Annotated in this window: 16 protein-coding genes; 14 read left to right on the forward strand and 2 right to left on the reverse strand. The window is 66.0% G+C overall.

What is annotated here, in order from left to right; genetic code table 11:
- The first annotated feature begins 147 nt into the window (after nucleotides 1-147).
- From ACVJ6E_RS04255 to ACVJ6E_RS04305, 11 genes are all read left to right on the forward strand, one after another.
- Complete coding sequence (locus tag ACVJ6E_RS04255) at nucleotides 148-1068, forward strand: MBL fold metallo-hydrolase (protein ID WP_120268766.1); 921 nt, start codon at nucleotides 148-150, stop codon at nucleotides 1066-1068.
- 119 nt (nucleotides 1069-1187) lie between these two features.
- Nucleotides 1188-1895, forward strand: a complete 708-nt coding sequence (locus ACVJ6E_RS04260; protein ID WP_120268765.1) for an HAD family hydrolase — start codon at nucleotides 1188-1190, stop codon at nucleotides 1893-1895.
- A gap of 2 nt (nucleotides 1896-1897) precedes the next feature.
- Nucleotides 1898-2614 carry an HAD family hydrolase gene (locus tag ACVJ6E_RS04265; RefSeq protein WP_120268764.1) on the forward strand — a complete coding sequence of 239 codons (717 nt, stop codon included), beginning with the start codon at nucleotides 1898-1900 and terminating at the stop codon, nucleotides 2612-2614.
- 115 nt (nucleotides 2615-2729) lie between these two features.
- Nucleotides 2730-4358, forward strand: coding sequence for a long-chain-fatty-acid--CoA ligase (locus ACVJ6E_RS04270; protein ID WP_120268763.1), 1629 nt, complete (start codon nucleotides 2730-2732; stop codon nucleotides 4356-4358).
- Nucleotides 4359-4449: 91 nt separating this feature from the next.
- Nucleotides 4450-5421, forward strand: a complete 972-nt coding sequence (locus tag ACVJ6E_RS04275) for a DUF1499 domain-containing protein (protein WP_120268762.1) — start codon at nucleotides 4450-4452, stop codon at nucleotides 5419-5421.
- A gap of 243 nt (nucleotides 5422-5664) precedes the next feature.
- Nucleotides 5665-5811, forward strand: a complete 147-nt coding sequence (locus ACVJ6E_RS04280; RefSeq protein WP_158592675.1) for a hypothetical protein — start codon at nucleotides 5665-5667, stop codon at nucleotides 5809-5811.
- A gap of 133 nt (nucleotides 5812-5944) precedes the next feature.
- Nucleotides 5945-6919: a magnesium transporter CorA family protein gene (locus tag ACVJ6E_RS04285; protein ID WP_120268761.1), complete on the forward strand. Its 975-nt coding sequence runs from the start codon at nucleotides 5945-5947 to the stop codon at nucleotides 6917-6919.
- A gap of 61 nt (nucleotides 6920-6980) precedes the next feature.
- Entirely contained in the window at nucleotides 6981-7982 is a 1002-nt protein-coding gene (locus ACVJ6E_RS04290; RefSeq protein WP_120268760.1) for a class I SAM-dependent methyltransferase, read from the forward strand.
- 174 nt (nucleotides 7983-8156) lie between these two features.
- Entirely contained in the window at nucleotides 8157-8663 is a 507-nt protein-coding gene (locus ACVJ6E_RS04295) for an RT0821/Lpp0805 family surface protein (RefSeq protein WP_199681156.1), read from the forward strand.
- A gap of 162 nt (nucleotides 8664-8825) precedes the next feature.
- Entirely contained in the window at nucleotides 8826-9824 is a 999-nt protein-coding gene (locus tag ACVJ6E_RS04300) for a DnaJ C-terminal domain-containing protein (RefSeq protein WP_120268759.1), read from the forward strand.
- A gap of 7 nt (nucleotides 9825-9831) precedes the next feature.
- Nucleotides 9832-9963, forward strand: coding sequence for a hypothetical protein (locus ACVJ6E_RS04305; RefSeq protein ID WP_256431520.1), 132 nt, complete (start codon nucleotides 9832-9834; stop codon nucleotides 9961-9963).
- A 17-nt stretch (nucleotides 9964-9980) separates the two neighbouring features.
- Here the strand turns inward: ACVJ6E_RS04305 and ACVJ6E_RS04310 are convergent, their stop codons facing one another.
- Complete coding sequence (locus tag ACVJ6E_RS04310; RefSeq protein ID WP_120268758.1) at nucleotides 9981-10724, reverse strand: crotonase/enoyl-CoA hydratase family protein; 744 nt, start codon at nucleotides 10722-10724, stop codon at nucleotides 9981-9983.
- 21 nt (nucleotides 10725-10745) lie between these two features.
- On the reverse strand, nucleotides 10746-12515 hold the full coding sequence (locus ACVJ6E_RS04315; protein ID WP_120268757.1) for an acyl-CoA dehydrogenase: 1770 nt from the start codon (nucleotides 12513-12515) through the stop codon (nucleotides 10746-10748).
- Between the two features lie 170 nt (nucleotides 12516-12685).
- Here ACVJ6E_RS04315 and ACVJ6E_RS04320 point away from each other — a divergent pair, with 170 nt between their 5' ends.
- The 3 genes from ACVJ6E_RS04320 to ACVJ6E_RS04330 all read left to right on the forward strand — a co-directional run bounded on the left by ACVJ6E_RS04320 (nucleotide 12686) and on the right by ACVJ6E_RS04330 (nucleotide 15426).
- The gene (locus tag ACVJ6E_RS04320; protein ID WP_120268756.1) at nucleotides 12686-13678 is read left to right on the forward strand and encodes an L-threonylcarbamoyladenylate synthase; all 993 of its coding nucleotides are present in this window, start codon (nucleotides 12686-12688) and stop codon (nucleotides 13676-13678) included.
- Nucleotides 13679-14135: 457 nt separating this feature from the next.
- Nucleotides 14136-15065: a histone deacetylase family protein gene (locus ACVJ6E_RS04325; RefSeq protein WP_120268755.1), complete on the forward strand. Its 930-nt coding sequence runs from the start codon at nucleotides 14136-14138 to the stop codon at nucleotides 15063-15065.
- 106 nt (nucleotides 15066-15171) lie between these two features.
- Complete coding sequence (locus tag ACVJ6E_RS04330) at nucleotides 15172-15426, forward strand: exodeoxyribonuclease VII small subunit (protein ID WP_067220865.1); 255 nt, start codon at nucleotides 15172-15174, stop codon at nucleotides 15424-15426.
- The last annotated feature ends 5 nt before the right edge of the window (nucleotides 15427-15431 follow it).

Below are 15431 nucleotides of genomic sequence, written 5' to 3' on the forward strand. Positions count from 1 at the left end.
CAGGACTGACGTTATGGGGGCAGAAATGATCTTTCAACCGAAAGATTAGCCGGCTGCGAAGCAAACGCCGGTCACCCCACTCACTTGCCTGACCCGACTTTTTCCCTGCGGGCAAAAGCGAAAATCAGAAACGGACCCCCAAAAGCTATGGTTTCCCTGCGACATGATCGGGACTTCGACCCGCGCCACGGCGAGGTGGTCGAGATTTCAGCCGCGGTACGCCGCCTTACCGCTCCCAATCGCGGTCCCTTCACCTGGCATGGCACGAACAGCTATCTGATCGGGCGCGACGAGGTGGCGGTGCTCGATCCCGGCCCTGCCGATCCCGATCATGTACGGGCGCTCGTGGCTGCGGCCGGCGCGACCCGCATCTCGGCGATCCTGGTGTCCCACACCCATGTGGACCATTCGCCGGGCGCAAGGCTGCTCAAGGAGATGACCGGCGCCCCGCTCGTCGGCTGCGGTCCGCACCGGGCAGCGCGCGCGCTGCTGCCGGGCGAGATCAACCCGCTGGATGCCAGCGCCGATACCGACTACGCGCCCGACCGCGAGCTGTGTGGCGGCGACAGCGTAAGCGTCGACGGGCTGACCCTGACGGCGGTGGAAACGCCCGGCCATACCGCCAACCACCTCGCCTTCGCACTGGACGAGGGCCGCGTGCTCTTTTCCGCCGACCATGTCATGGCGTGGTCGACATCGATCGTTGCGCCGCCGGACGGCTCGATGAGCGCCTACATGGCCTCGCTTGCACGGCTCTCGGAACGCAATGATGCAAGCTACCTGCCCGGCCATGGCGGCGCGGTCGTCGATCCTGCCGAGTATGTGGCCGGCCTTGCCGCCCATCGGCAGGCGCGGGAAAAAGCGATCCTCGACCGGCTCACCGCTGGGGACCGGACGATCCCGGAGATGGTGGCGACGATCTATGCCGATGTCGACCGCTCGCTACACGGGGCGGCAGCGCTGTCGGTGCTGGCACAGGTCGAATGGCTGATGGAACGCGGGCTCGTCGGCATCGCCCCCGGCGAAACCCCGACCCTCACGCTGGGCAGCCGCCTGGAGCTGCCCTGACCGACACGCCACGACCGGCGCCGCGCTCCATCGCCTTTGACGGGCGGCGGGGAACGTGGCATGTGACGGCGGAATGCGGGTCGATGCCCGCCCGACACCTCCCACCGAACGAGACCTCAATGCGCATCAAGGCCGTATTGTTCGACCGCGACGGAACCCTGACCGACTTCGACAGCACCTGGGGCCCAGCCATCGCGCTTGTCCTGAAGGACCTGGCGCGCGGCGACGAAGCGCTTCTGGCGACGCTGCAGGAGCTTGCCATGTTCGACGTCGCCCAGGCGCGGTTTACCGGCCCGTCGGTCCTCAAGGTGCAGTCGCCGAAGGACTATTCGGCCGGCTGGGCAGAGGTGATCGGCGAACCGGACTCGCAGGCGATGCTGGAGCGCATCGAGACGATCCTGCTGGACCATTGCGACCGCACGGTCACTCCGTTCGACAGCGTGGTGGACACACTGACCGCGCTGAACGGCAGCGGCATGCCGCTCGGCATCGCCACCAACGGCACCGAGGCGTCCGCGCGCAAGCAGATGCAAGCTCTCGGCCTCGGCGAGGCCTTCACCTTCCTGGCCGGCTATGACAGCGGCCACGGGTCGAAACCCGAGCCCGGTCAGCTTCTCGCCTTCGCCCGCCATGTCGGGCTCGAGCCGGGCGAGATCGCCATGGTCGGAGACAGCCTGCACGACATGCACGCGGCACGGGCCGCCGGCATGATGCGCATCGCGGTGACGACGGGGGCGATCCCGCGCGAGCGGCTGGTGGGCGAGGCGGATCTGGTGATCGAGCGCATGTCCGATCTGCTGCCCGTGGCTCTCGGCAGGGCAGCCTGACCATGGCGTCCGTGCGCGCAGTGCTGTTCGACAAGGACGGCACGCTGATCGACTTCCAGAACACCTGGGCGCCGACGTTCCACACCTTGATGAGCGAGCTTGCGGCCGGAGACCGGCTGAAGGCCGAGCGGCTCGCCGCGGCGGCGGGCTTCGATCTGGAGGCGGTACGTTTCGAGGCGGACTCGGTGCTGATCGCCGGTTCCAACGACGATATCGCCGACGCCTTTGCCGAGATCCTCGGACTGTCCGATCCCAAGGCGCTTGCCGAGGACATCAACGCCCGCATCGGCGCCATGAGCCTGCCGCACCTGTCGCCCTTCGACGACCTGGTGCCCGCGCTCGACCGGCTCGCCGGCCATGGGCTGGCGCTCGGCATCGCCACCAACGATGCGGAAGCCTCCGCTCTGGCGCAGCTCGACGCCCTTGGCCTGACGCAGCGCTTTGCAGCGGTGATCGGCTTCGACAGCGGGCATGGGGCGAAACCCTCGCCCGGCATGGTCTCGGGATTCTGCGCAGCTCTCGGTCTTGATCCGCAGGAAGTGGTGATGGTCGGCGACAGCCTGCACGACATGCATGCCGGCCAGGCGGCCGGCACGAGGACACTGGCGGTCACGACCGGCACCGTCGGGGCAGAGGTGCTTGCCCCGCACGCCGACCATGTCGCCGGCTCCTTGAGCGCGGCCATCGACTGGATCGAGACGCTGATCGTCCGAAACTGACGCCCGGGCGACCGCTGGACAGGCCCCCCGTGGCCGGTGCTATGCTTCTCCGCAAGAAAAGCCTCGTCACAAGAGGCACTTGCCGGAGGAGAGGGAACCCATGACAGAGCCGAGGATGGCCGGTCTGATGCAGGACTGGTCGTTGACCTGTACGCGTATTCTCGACCACGCCGCGCGCAATCACCCCGAGCGCGAAATCGTCTCGCGATCGGTCGAAGGACCGATCCACCGCACCACCTACAAGACGCTGCGCACCCGCTCGCTGCAACTCGCCAAGCGGCTGCAAAAGGCCGGCATTCGCGAGGGCGACCGCGTGGCGACGCTCGCCTGGAACACCTGGCGCCACATGGAGGCGTGGTACGGGCTGATGGGCATCGGCGCCATCTACCACACGGTCAACCCGCGCCTGTTTCCCGACCAGATCATCTGGATCATCAATCACGCCGAAGATCGCTTCCTTCTGGTCGACCTGACCTTTCTGCCGCTGGTGGAGAAGGTCTTGCCGCATCTGACCACCGTCGAGCAGGTGATCGTGCTCACCGACGAGGCGCACCTGCCCGCGACCGGGTTCGATGCCGTTCCCTACGAGGAATGGCTGGCCGAGACCGATGCCGACTTCGCCTGGGCGGGGCTCGACGAGAGCGCGGCTGCCGGCATGTGCTACACCTCCGGCACGACCGGAAACCCGAAGGGCGTCGTCTACTCGCACCGCTCCAACGTGCTGCACGCCCTGACCGCGGCAACGCCCGACATGCTCGGGCTGTCGTCCCGCGATCGCGTGATGCCGGTGGTCCCGCTGTTCCATGCCAACGGCTGGTCCCTCGCCTTTTCCGCACCGATGGCGGGGGCCGCCCTGGTACTGCCCGGGCCGCGCATGGACGGCGAAGCCCTGTGGGAGCTGCTTGACGGGGAAAAGGTGTCCCTGACCGCGGCCGTGCCGACGATCTGGCTGATGCTGCTCCAGCACCTGGAGGCGAGCGGGCGCAAGCTGCCCTATCTCGACCGGGTGGTGATCGGCGGATCCGCCTGCCCGAGAGCCATCACCAAGGCCTTCGAAGAGATCTACGACGTCCGCGTGCGCCACGCCTGGGGCATGACCGAGATGAGCCCGCTCGGTTCGGTCTGCGCGACCCGGCCGGAAGTGGCGGATCTCGAAGGCGAAGCCCTGCTCGATTTGCAGGAGAAGCAGGGCTTTGCGCCCTTCGGCGTGGAGATGAAGGTCACCGACGACGAAGGCAAGGAGCGCCCCTGGGACGGCAAGACCTTCGGCCGGCTGAAGGTGCGCGGCCCGGCGGTGGCGCGCACCTATTTTAAGGAAGAGGACACGCCGATCCTCGACGACGAAGGCTTCTTCGATACCGGCGACGTCGCCCATATCGACCCCTATGGCTACATGCAGATCACCGACCGCGCGAAGGACGTGATCAAGTCGGGCGGCGAGTGGATTTCCACCATCGAGCTGGAGAACCTTGCCTTGCTCCATCCGGATGTGGCGGAGGCCGCCGTCATCGGCGTGCCGCACCCGAAATGGGACGAGCGGCCGCTGCTGGTGGTGGTTGCCAAGGAAGGGCGGACACCGAGCGAGGAAGCCATCCTGAAGGTGCTGGAGGGCCGGATCGCCAGTTGGTGGATGCCGAATGCCGTGGTCTTCGTGGACGAGATCCCGCACACGGCGACAGGAAAGATCAAAAAGACCAGCTTGCGCGAACAGTTTGCCGACTTCCGGTTCGCCGACACGGGCTGAGAAACGCAAGGCGGTTCGCATTCGTCTCCGGTCGTGGTAAGCGGTTGGGTCGAAACGCGGTCGATGTCACAGGAAAGTTGCCGCCCGCCGCATGCGCAAGATCCTGCCCCCTTTCCGGTCGCGCCTCGCGGCAGCCAGTCTCCAGTTCGGGCGGCTTGCCCTGCCCGTTCTGGTGATCTCGGCGCTGGTCCACCGGGCCGATATCGTCACGACCCCGCAGTTCCTGGTCCTGTTGACGCTCGGCCTGTTGCTGGGCGCGCTGGCCTGCGGCTCGGCGCTGGCCGCAGGGCTGGTCCTGTGGCGGCGCGGCGGTCACGGCTGGGCCAAGGCGGTGCGCGGTTTCCTCTACGGGTTGATCGCGCTCTCCCCAGCCTTCGTCGCGCTCTACGCCTTTGCGATCTACCCCCGCCTTTCCGACGTCAGCACGGACACGCAGAATCCGCCGCAACTGGCGAGCGGTCGACCCTTCACCACCGGCGAATCACAAGCCGAGGCCTATCCCGACCTGGTATCGCGACGCTTCCGCATTCCGCCCTCGGATCTGCACCAGGCAGCGCTTCAGGTCGCCATACGCAACCGCTGGACCGTCACCGCGGAACTGCCCCCGGGAATGCCGGACGAGCCCACACGCTTTCAGGCGGTCGCGACCTCGCTCGTCTTCGCCTTTCGCGACGACATTGCCCTGCGCATCCTGCCGGACCCGGTCGGCGCCCGGCTCGACATCCGCTCCGCATCGCGATTCGGCGCGCATGACCTTGGAGCCAATGCCAACCGCATCCGCAGCTTCTTCGAGGATCTCGACGCGGTTCTCGTTGCAGCCTATGGAACGCTGGAGCCGGTGAACGAGGACGAGGAGCTGCCGGCAGATCTGCCCCTGCTCGATCCCGATGCCCCGCAGCGCGAAAACGCGCCTCCGCCGCTGCCCGGCAACAAGCCGGGAGCGCAGGAGACGGACAGTGTCAGCGAGCAGACAGGCGAGCAGCCGGCCACGCTGGAACAGCTGCCCGATGATTTGTCGGAAATTTATGAGGAAGACCGCCGGGAGGCAGCGCCGGCGCAGTGACGCCTTTTGGATATCGTCAGCCTGTTGATTTCACTTCTTCTTTGCGGAAAAGAAAAAGCCTTCCGATCATCTTTGGGGCTTTTTCCCGGCAGCCAAAAATCGCGAAAGGTTACAGGACGTTAGGAAGTGTGACTGGCATCACAGTCTTTTCTTGGCGCATCCTTAGTTTTGTCCAAATCACAGAGGATTTGTGCGCATCGCCGAAGGGATGTTCCTCGGCGCAACCAAAACCCGGACCATGTCATGACTTCCAAGTCTCCCCAAGCCGCCGCTCCCGCTCCGCGCCCGAGCCTCGCTTCGCTCTACAAGCCGGTCGGCATCGGTGCCGTTACGGCTGCGACTATCTGCAAGACCGGCATGGTCAAGGCGACGGCCCCCAAGGCCAAGTGATCCCGGCAGCCGCCGGGAGGGACCAGGCAGCGGCGCCCATCGGGCGCCCCCTCACCCGAAGTGCGGCAAATCCGACAAGAAAGCGCTATAGGTTGCCGGGATCGGAAACGAAACACTCCGGGAGCCTTTTCGCATGATCACCGCCTATACGCTCGACGCGGGCAGCATTGTCGAAATCCGCTGCTCAAGCGAAATGCGAATTCCCGATCTGGCGCTCTGGGTGGACCTGTTCTCTCCCACGCGAGAAGAACGAGCGCTGGCGGAAGCCTGGATCGGCACAGAGATCCCGACGCGCGAGGAAATGGCGGCGATCGAAACCTCCGAACGCCTCTACGAACTTCAGTCCGCTCTGATCATGACGGCGGTCATGCCGCTGATTGCCCGCAATCCCGATCCGAAATCCGCGGCCATGACCCTGGTGGCGACGAAAGATCGCCTCGTCTCCCTGCGCCATGGCGAGCCGGCCTCGGTGGCGATTGCGGTCCGCCGGATCCAGCATGAAGGAATACCGATCCGGTCTGCCTGCGACATCCTCTTCACCTTGCTGGATGCGATCGCGGACCGGGCTGCCGATGTGGTGGAAGAGTGCTCGACCGAGTTCGACGCGGTCTCCAGCCAGGTGTTCGGGACAGGCCTCGATACCCGCAAGAGCACACAATACAAGGCGACGATCCAGAAGATCGGCCATATCGGCCTCAAGGTCGCCCGCATGCACGACGCCTGCGCAAGTCTGGAGCGGCTGTTCCTGTTCCTCGCCCTTCATGCCAAGACGCTGAACCTCAACAGCCAGCAGAAGAGCGCCGCAAAGGCGCTCGGCCGGGATATCCGCTCGATCCGCGAACATGCGGGCGGCCTCGATGCACGGCTGAACTTCCTGCTCGACGCGACGGTCGGCCTTGTCAATCTGGAGCAGAACCAGATCATCAAGATCTTCTCGGTGCTTGCCGTTATCTTCCTGCCGCCGACGCTCATCGCCTCCATCTACGGCATGAATTTCCAGGACATGCCCGAGTTCACCTGGCCCTACGGCTATCCGTTCTCGCTCGGCATCATGATCGCCTCCGTGGCTGTCACCTTCCTCTACTTCCGCTGGAAGAAGCTGCTTTGAGCACCGACGCCCCTGCCCTAGTTTGCCTGCCGATGACCAAGCTGAAAGCCGATACGAATCAATGAAGACCCTGGTCGACAAGATCGCCGGCGCGCTGCGTCTTGGCTGGCGCCGGGCACCCGCATCGCGGCGTCCGCAGACCACAGGCTCGTGGTCGCGCGAGGCTGTGCTGAAGCGCGTGGCGCCCCTTTCGCTGCGCGACAGGTTCCTTCCCGAATTCGATCCCGACTACTATCGCGCGCTCTATCCCGACCTTGCAGAGTTCGATGACGAGGCGCTGGAGCGCCACTACCGCGACACCGGCCGGGCCGAGGGACGGGTCGCCTCGCCGCTCGCAGCGCGCGGCTACTTCGTGGACGCGCTGCAGGGAGGCGAAAGGGCGCTGGAACTGGGCGCCTTTCACCGTCCGCTGATGCAAGGGGCCCATACCAAGCATTTCGACGTGCTGCCGCGGGCCCAACTGGTGGAGCGGGCGAAGGCCATCGGCGAAAAGCCGGAAGGCATTCCGCAGATCGACTTCGTGTCGCCTTCGGGCGACCTTGCCGTCGTCGACGAACCGTTCGACATGGTCGTCTCCTCGCACGTCATCGAGCACCAGCCCAATCTCGTCGCGCATCTGACCCAGGTGGACCGCATACTCGACAAGGGCGGCGTCTACGCGATGATCGTCCCGGATTGCCGCTTCTGCTTCGACCACTTCATTCCGCCCTCCACCCTCGGCCAGGTGATCGAGGCGCATTACCAGAATCCGAAGGTCCACACCGTGCGCAGCGTCGTCGAGATGCGGGCGCTGACCACGCATAACGATGCAGCACGCCACTGGAAGGGCGACCACGGTACGCTCGACCATACGGTCGGGCGAACCCGCAACGCGATCCGAGAGTGGGAGCAGAGCAAGGGCAGCTACATCGATGTGCATGCCTGGCGCTTCACGCCCGACACCTTCACCCAGATCATCACCACGTTGAACGGGCTCGGCCTGATCGGCCTCACGCCCTACCGGGTATACCCAACCCCTTATCTGGTAAGCGAATTCTGCGCGGTGCTGGCCAAGCAGGACTGATCTCTTGCCATCCCCGCTCATCACAGGCGATCCACAACCCGCTGCCCCGGCAGTGGAAACGGGATCGCTGTATGAGCCGGGTTACTGTTTGTTAATCGCTTTCCCCGATCCTGTTGCAAAGGGGCAACAGCCTTGCTTGCGAGGCCGAGCAACCAGCGTCGGGACGGTATCGCCATGACAAACAACCGGATCACGACAATCTCCACCGACCGCGACAGCACCAAGCTTGGCTGCCGCCGGGCGACCGCGGTCGCACTCGCGCTCCTTCTCCCGCTTGTAGCCGCAGGTTGCGGCAGCGTGTCCATGCCCATCGGCAGCTCCGACTTGGAATCGCCGCTCGACCTGACCGGCTCCATCGATTCCCAGCAGAACGCCGCGGATGTGGACATCAGCTCGCAGGACCGGGCCATCATCGCCCGCGCCATTGCGACTGCACACGAATCCGGCATGGCCGAACCGCCGTTCTCCTGGAACAACCCGATCACCGGGAACTCCGGCACCATCGTCGCCGTGAAGGACGACACCCAGTCCGGCGGCACCGGCTGCACCCGCTTCGAGACGACCGCCAACACGATTGGCGGCGTGCGCGCCTATCTCGGCACCGCCTGCCGCGATCTCATGCAGGAATGGGCGATCATCGACCTGTCGGTGAAGGCCGCCGAGGCGGAGACCGCGAGCTGACACTCGCCCGCCGGTCCTGCTGACGGGCGCCGCCTGCCTTGCAAATTCCGACAGGGTAGAAGGCTCCCTGCCACTGGATTTTATTCCTATCAACAACCATATGGTTCCTGAGCACAGCGCGGGTGTATACCCGTTGCAACACACACCATTGCGGTCTGAACCATGCGTGATCCCTATTCCGTTCTCGGCGTCGCGAAATCGGCGAGCGAGGCCGACATCAAGCGAGCCTTCCGGAAGCTCGCGAAAAAGTATCACCCGGACCAGAACGCCGACGATCCGAAGGCGAAGGAGCGCTTTGCCGAGGCCAACCAGGCCTATGAAATCCTTGGCGACAAGGAAAAGCGCGGCCAGTTCGACCGGGGCGAGATCGACGCCGAAGGCAAGCCGCGCTTTCAGGCGCACGGCTTCGGCGGCGGGTTCGACGACTCCGACATTTTCCGTCAGTCGCGTGGACAGTCCTCCGGCTTCGGAGGGTTCGGCCAGGGCGGTGGCTTCGACGACATCCTGAACGATATCCTCGGCGGCCTCGGTGGCCGCGCCAGAGGCGGAGCCGGCTTTGCCGGCGGCGGAGCAGGTGCGGGTGCAGGCGCAGGCCCTGGTGCGGGCCCGCGAGCACGCCCGACACGGCGCGGCGGCGATGCCAATGTCACCGCGAAGGTGACGCTCGAACAGCTCGTCCACGACCGAAAGGCGCGGGTTACCCTGCCTTCCGGCAAGACCCTGGATGTGAAGCTGCCGGACGGCACGACAGACGGCGAGAAGATCCGCCTGCGCGGACAGGGCGAGCCGGGCGAAAACGGCGGACCTGCGGGCGATGCCATCGTCGAGGTGCGCCTTGCCCGTCATCCGCTGTTCGCGCCGGCCGGCGACGACCTGCGACTCGACCTGCCGATCACCCTTTATGAGGCCGTTCTGGGAGCCAAGGTCCGCGTGCCGACGCTCGACGGGGCAGTGAACCTGACTGTCGCGCCGAACGCTCAGGCCGGCAAGACGATGCGACTGAAGGGCAAGGGCTTGCCCAACCGGACCGGCGGGCGCGGTGATCTGCTGGTGACGCTGCGGATCGTGCTGCCCGAGGAGGGTGATGAAGAGCTCGCAACCCTGATGCGGGCCTGGAAGGAACTGCGCCCTTACCGAGCCCGCGGGCCCGAGTTCGACTGAGGCGACAATGAACGACGAGCCACGGCCTGCACGGCGCAACGCGCGCAAGCGCGAGAACCCGGTGCTGCGGTGGCTCGCCTTCGCGCTCTGCGCCGGCGCCTTTCTCGGCGCCCTGCTCTGGAAGGCAATGGGCTGGTAGCCCGTCACCCTTCCCTGTCAGCGGCTCTTTCGCGACCGGTCCATGAACGCCGTGAAGGCGGCTTTCGCCTCATCGGAGGCGAGCCGTTCCGAAAAAAGGCGAATCTCCTCGTCCATCCGACTGCGCAGTTCGGTGCGGTCGCCCCATAGCAAGCCGCGCGACAGGCGCATGGCCTCCACCGGCTTTGCCGCAATCGCGCTGGCGGCGGCAAGGGCGCGCGCCTCCAGTTCGTCTTCCGTCACGATGTGATTGACGAAGCCCGCGGCCTGCGCCCGCGCGGCATCGAACGGCTCGCCGAGACACAACAGCTCGAAAGCGCGCGCATGCCCCATGGTGCGCGGCGCCAGCAAGCTGGCACCCGCCTCCGGCACGAGGCCAAGATCGAGGAACGGCGTTCGGAACAACGAGCGCGGACTGGCAAAGACCATGTCGCAGTGAAAGAGCAGCGTCGTGCCAATGCCGATGGCAAGGCCGTCGACCGCCGCCACGATAGGCATCTCGCAGCGTGCAAGGGCATGCAGGAAGCGCACCACCGGCGTGTCCTGCATCCCTCCTTCTGCCATGGCGAGAAAGTCGCCGATGTCGTTGCCCGCGGTAAAGGCTCCCGGCACGCCGCATAAGAGGTGCACGCGTACGCCGTCTGCGGGCTGCTCCAGCGCCTCGGCAAGCGCTGCATACATTTCGCCGGTCAGCGCGTTCTTCTTGTCCGGCCGGTTCAACCGGATGCGCTGGACGGCCCCGCTTGTCTCGATCTCGATCATCGCGCTCTCCCCACTCCGCATTCAGGCCAGCGGATCGTAGTCCAGCACGGCTGAAGCGGCCGAGACGACCTGCTCCTTGAGCGATGCGGTCTCGGCCAGACGGGCGGTTGCGAAATAGCGGGCCAGCAACAGCCGCCGGGCACCGTCGGGAGAGGTATCGCCGCGCCCGGCGAGCGCTCCCTTGAGGAGCATCGCACCGCCATAGGCGATGCCGAAAAGCCGCAGGAACGGGGTGGCGCCGGCCAGCGCCTCCTGCTGGCGGCCTTCGGCCAGCGCGGCCAGCATCCACTCCGTCGCCTCCGACAGGCTGGTCAGGGCTCCGGCAAGACGCTTGCCGGCGTCGGCAAACTCCGCGCCGGCTTCGCTTGCGGCCTCGGCCACGGCCGACAGCTCACGGACCAGGCCGCGAAACTGCTCGCCGCCGGACAGCGGCAGCTTGCGGGTTACCAGGTCTATGGCCTGGATGCCGTTGGTGCCCTCGTAGATCGGCGCGATACGCGCGTCGCGATAGTGCTGGGCGGCCCCGGTTTCCTCGATGAAACCCATGCCGCCATGCACCTGCACGCCGAGGGAAGCGACCTCGACGCCGATATCGGTGGCGAAGGACTTGGCAAGCGGGGTCAGCGTGGCCGCCCGCTCGCTCCAGTGAGTGCGCGCAGCCTCGTCGCCGGCCAGCCGTGCCATGTCGATGGCATGGGCGTTGGCATAGCAGATCGCGCGGGCGACCTGCGTCCAGGCCTGCATGTCGAGCAGGGTACGGCGGATATCGGGATGAGCGGCAATCGGGCTCATTCCCTCGCCGGTCTGGCCGGCCGCTCGCCCCTGCCGCCGATCCAGCGCATAGGCCAGCGCCTGTTGAGTGGCACGCTCGGCAACGCCGAGCCCCTGGATGCCGACAGCGAGCCGCGCGTTGTTCATCATCGTGAACATGCAGGCCAGTCCCCGGTTTTCCTCCCCGATCAGCCAGCCGATGGCCCCGTCATTGTCGCCATAGACCATGGTGCAGGTGGGCGAGGCATGGATGCCGAGCTTGTGCTCGACGCCGGCGCAGCGCACATCGTTGCGCTCGCCGAGCGACCCGTCGGCATTGACCAGGAACTTCGGCACGAGGAACAGCGAGATGCCGCGCGTGCCTGCCGGCGCGTCTGGCAGCCGCGCCAGCACGAGATGGACGATGTTGTCGGTGAAGTCGTGCTCGCCATAGGTGATGAAGATCTTCTGGCCGAAGATGCGATAGGTGCCATCCCCCGCCCGCTCGGCACGGGCCCGCAGGGCGTTCAGATCGGAGCCCGCCTGCGGTTCCGTCAGGTTCATGGTCCCCATCCATTCGCCGGAGACCAGCTTGGCGAGATAGGTTTTCTGAAGGTCCGCACTGGCGTGCTTTTCAAGCGCCTCGACCGCACCCATGGTCAGGGTCGGGCCGAGGGCGAAAGCCATGGAAGCGGAGTTCCACATCTCCAGCGCCGCGGCATGCAGCATGGTGGGCAGGTCCTGTCCGCCGAAGTCCGGCGCGCCGGTCAGCGCGTTCCAGCCACCCTCGATCCACGCCCTGTAGGCATCGCGCCAGCCCTCGGGCATGGTCACGACGCCGTTCTCCAGCCGTGCGCCCTGCCGGTCGCCGACGACATTCAAGGGAGCGATTTCCTCGGCGGCAAAACGGCCGGCCTCCTCCAGGATCGCATCCACCAGATCGTCGGTCACCTCGCCATGCCGATCATGGGCCAGAACGTCTCCCAGTCCCGCCACCTGCTTCAACGTGAAGGCGATCTCCGATACGGGGGCACGGTACATGTCTCACTCCCTTGACAGGCCGGTGCTTGACGAAAGACGGCTAAGGCCGCAGAACCGCCCGGCATCATTTCGGGCGCGAGGATGGCTGCGGCTAACGTAAACGTCAACACGTGACGTGGCGAAAACCGACCGGCTCTCCGAACGCCGCTACGGGAAGCAGGAAAACGGACATGCGGCGCTGGCAGATCGACCCGCAGGGAACCGGCTGGCGCACCACGCCGGAGTTCGATGCGGCCGTTGCCGACCTTCTGGCAGGGCGGCTGGTGGCAGTCCCCACCGAGACCGTCTACGGGCTTGCGGCCGATGCAACCAACGCGCGCGCCTGCGCCGCGATCTACGCCGCCAAGGGGCGTCCCAGCTTCAATCCGCTGATCGCCCATGTCGCCTCCAGCGAGGCTGCCGGCCAGCACGGTGTTCTCGACGAACGCGCGCAGAAGCTGGCGGCCGCGTTCTGGCCCGGACCGCTCACCCTCGTCGTGCCGAAGCGCCCCGGCAGCCCCGTCTGCGACCTTGCGACCGCCGGCCTCGACACCATCGCCTTGCGTGTACCGGCCGCGGGGATCATGCGCGAGCTTTCGCAGGCCAGCGATCGCCCGATAGCCGCACCCAGCGCCAACCGATCCGGCCGCATCAGCGGAACGACAGCGGATGCGGTCGCCGGCGATCTCGCCGACAGTCTTGCCCTGCTGATCGATGCCGGCCCGACCCCGGTGGGCGTTGAGTCCACCATCGTCGGCCTTGCCGGCAACCGGGCAACACTTCTGCGGCCCGGCGGCATCGCCCGTGAGGAGATCGAGGCAGTTCTCGGCGAACCGCTTGCGGCCCCCGCGAATTCACCCGGCGCAGCGCCGGAGGCGCCGGGCATGCTGACGTCGCATTACGCCCCGCGTGCCGGCCTGCGGCTCAATGCTACCCATGTCGAGCCAGGTGAGGCACTGCTTGCCTTCGGCACGCCGCTTCCTTCCGGCGCCGAACGCGCATCCGCCATCGCCCAGTTGAGCGAGAGCGGCGACCTGCAGGAGGCGGCCGCGCATCTTTTCACCGCCATGCGCGAGCTCGATGCCAGCGGGACGACGCGGATCGCTGCAATGCCGGTTCCCGAAAGCGGGCTCGGCGAGGCCATCAACGACCGGCTGCGCCGGGCGGCGGCACCTCGCGATTGAGCCGCCAAGCCCTCACGCCAGCGCCCGAACAGGCGTCCGCTTTTCGCCGGGGCGGCACCTTCCGGTAACGCAGCGTCACAGCAAGATGACACACCTCTCAACTTGAATACCTGTTATTTCTTACATTGAAAATTTATCGGCATCTTGCGGATTTGAACCTTTTCTCAAGTAGCTTTTCTCTTTTCCGCATATTCCACCTTCTGAAACGGCTACGAATCGATTAGTATTATCATTGCCTTCACAGGCGATGCAGCGGACCTCCCCTACGGGCCTAGCTCGCCCGCACCTCTCACCGGGGCCGGCACTCTCGAGCCGCCCCGGCTTTCTTTTGCCCGCCGCCCTGTGAAACCTGCCAACGTCACCACCGCACCCTTGCCTTTGGCTCATTGACACGCCCCGCCGCGCCCGGTCAGATGAGCCACCAAGCGCCCGAAACGGCCCAAGCAAGGAAACGCACTTGGCAACCCTTTACCTGCATCACTCCGCGTATCTCGACCATCTGACCCCGGTAGGACATCCCGAGCGTCCCGACAGACTCCGAGCCATCGACCGCATTCTGGAGCATGAGCGCTTCCAGACGCTGCAGCGGGAAGTCGCGCCGATGGGCCGGGTTCAGGACATCGCGCGGGTGCACCCCTCCTCCTATATCGACATGCTTCACACGATGGCCCCACAGGACGGGCTGGTTCGCGTCGATGCCGACACGACCATGTCGCCCGGCACCTGGGAAGCAGCGATGCGCGGCGTGGGTGGTGCCTGTCAGGCGGTGGACGAAGTGATGAGCGGCAAGGTGGGCAACGCGTTCAGCGCCTCGCGCCCGCCCGGACACCACGCCGAAACGGCCCGCGCCATGGGCTTCTGCCTGTTCAACAATGCCGCCGTCGCAGCCCGCTACGCCCAGCAGGTGCACGGCGCCGAGCGCGTCGCGATCGTCGATTTCGACGTGCATCACGGCAACGGCACGCAGGACATTTTCTGGGCCGATCCGACCGTGATGTATTGCTCGACCCATCAAATGCCGCTCTACCCCGGCTCGGGTGCCGCAAACGAGCGCGGCGAGGCGAACACCATCGTCAATGCGCCTCTTGCGGCAGGCGATGGCGGAGACGAATTCCGCGAGGCGATGGATCTTGCTATCCTGCCGCGGGTCGAGAGCTTCCGGCCGGATCTGGTAATCATCTCCGCCGGCTTCGACGCTCATGCGCGCGACCCGCTCGGCGGGCTGAACCTGGTCGAGGCCGATTTCGCCTGGGCGACGGTCAAGCTGATGGATATCGCCGACCGGAGTTGCGGGGGACGCGTCGTGTCGCTTCTGGAAGGCGGCTACGATCTGGAGGGACTTGCACGCTCGGCCGCCGCCCACATCATGACCCTCATGAAGGCTTGAACCGCCATCCACAGGCGGAGACTGCGTGTCCTTGCCTCGCCTTGCCGGGCAAAGGAGCGCCCTGTAGGTTGGCATTCCAATCGACGCAGCAAGCAGGAGCCGACGCGTGACCCGAGACGATACCGACCCGGCGATCGAGGCACTCGCCTTCGAGGTGGCTCTCAAGGAGCTCGAGGAGATCGTCGGCCGGCTCGAGCGCGGCGACGTCCCGCTGGAAGAGAGCATCAAGCTCTATTCGCGCGGCGATCTGCTGCGACGCCATTGCGACAAGCTGCTGAAGGCCGCCGAAGCCAAGGTCGAGCGCATTCAGCTGGCCGAGGACGGCAGCGCTGCCGGCACCGCACCGCTCGACGTCGACTGAGCCCG

The organism is Stappia sp. G46H5W, assembly GCF_058448995.1.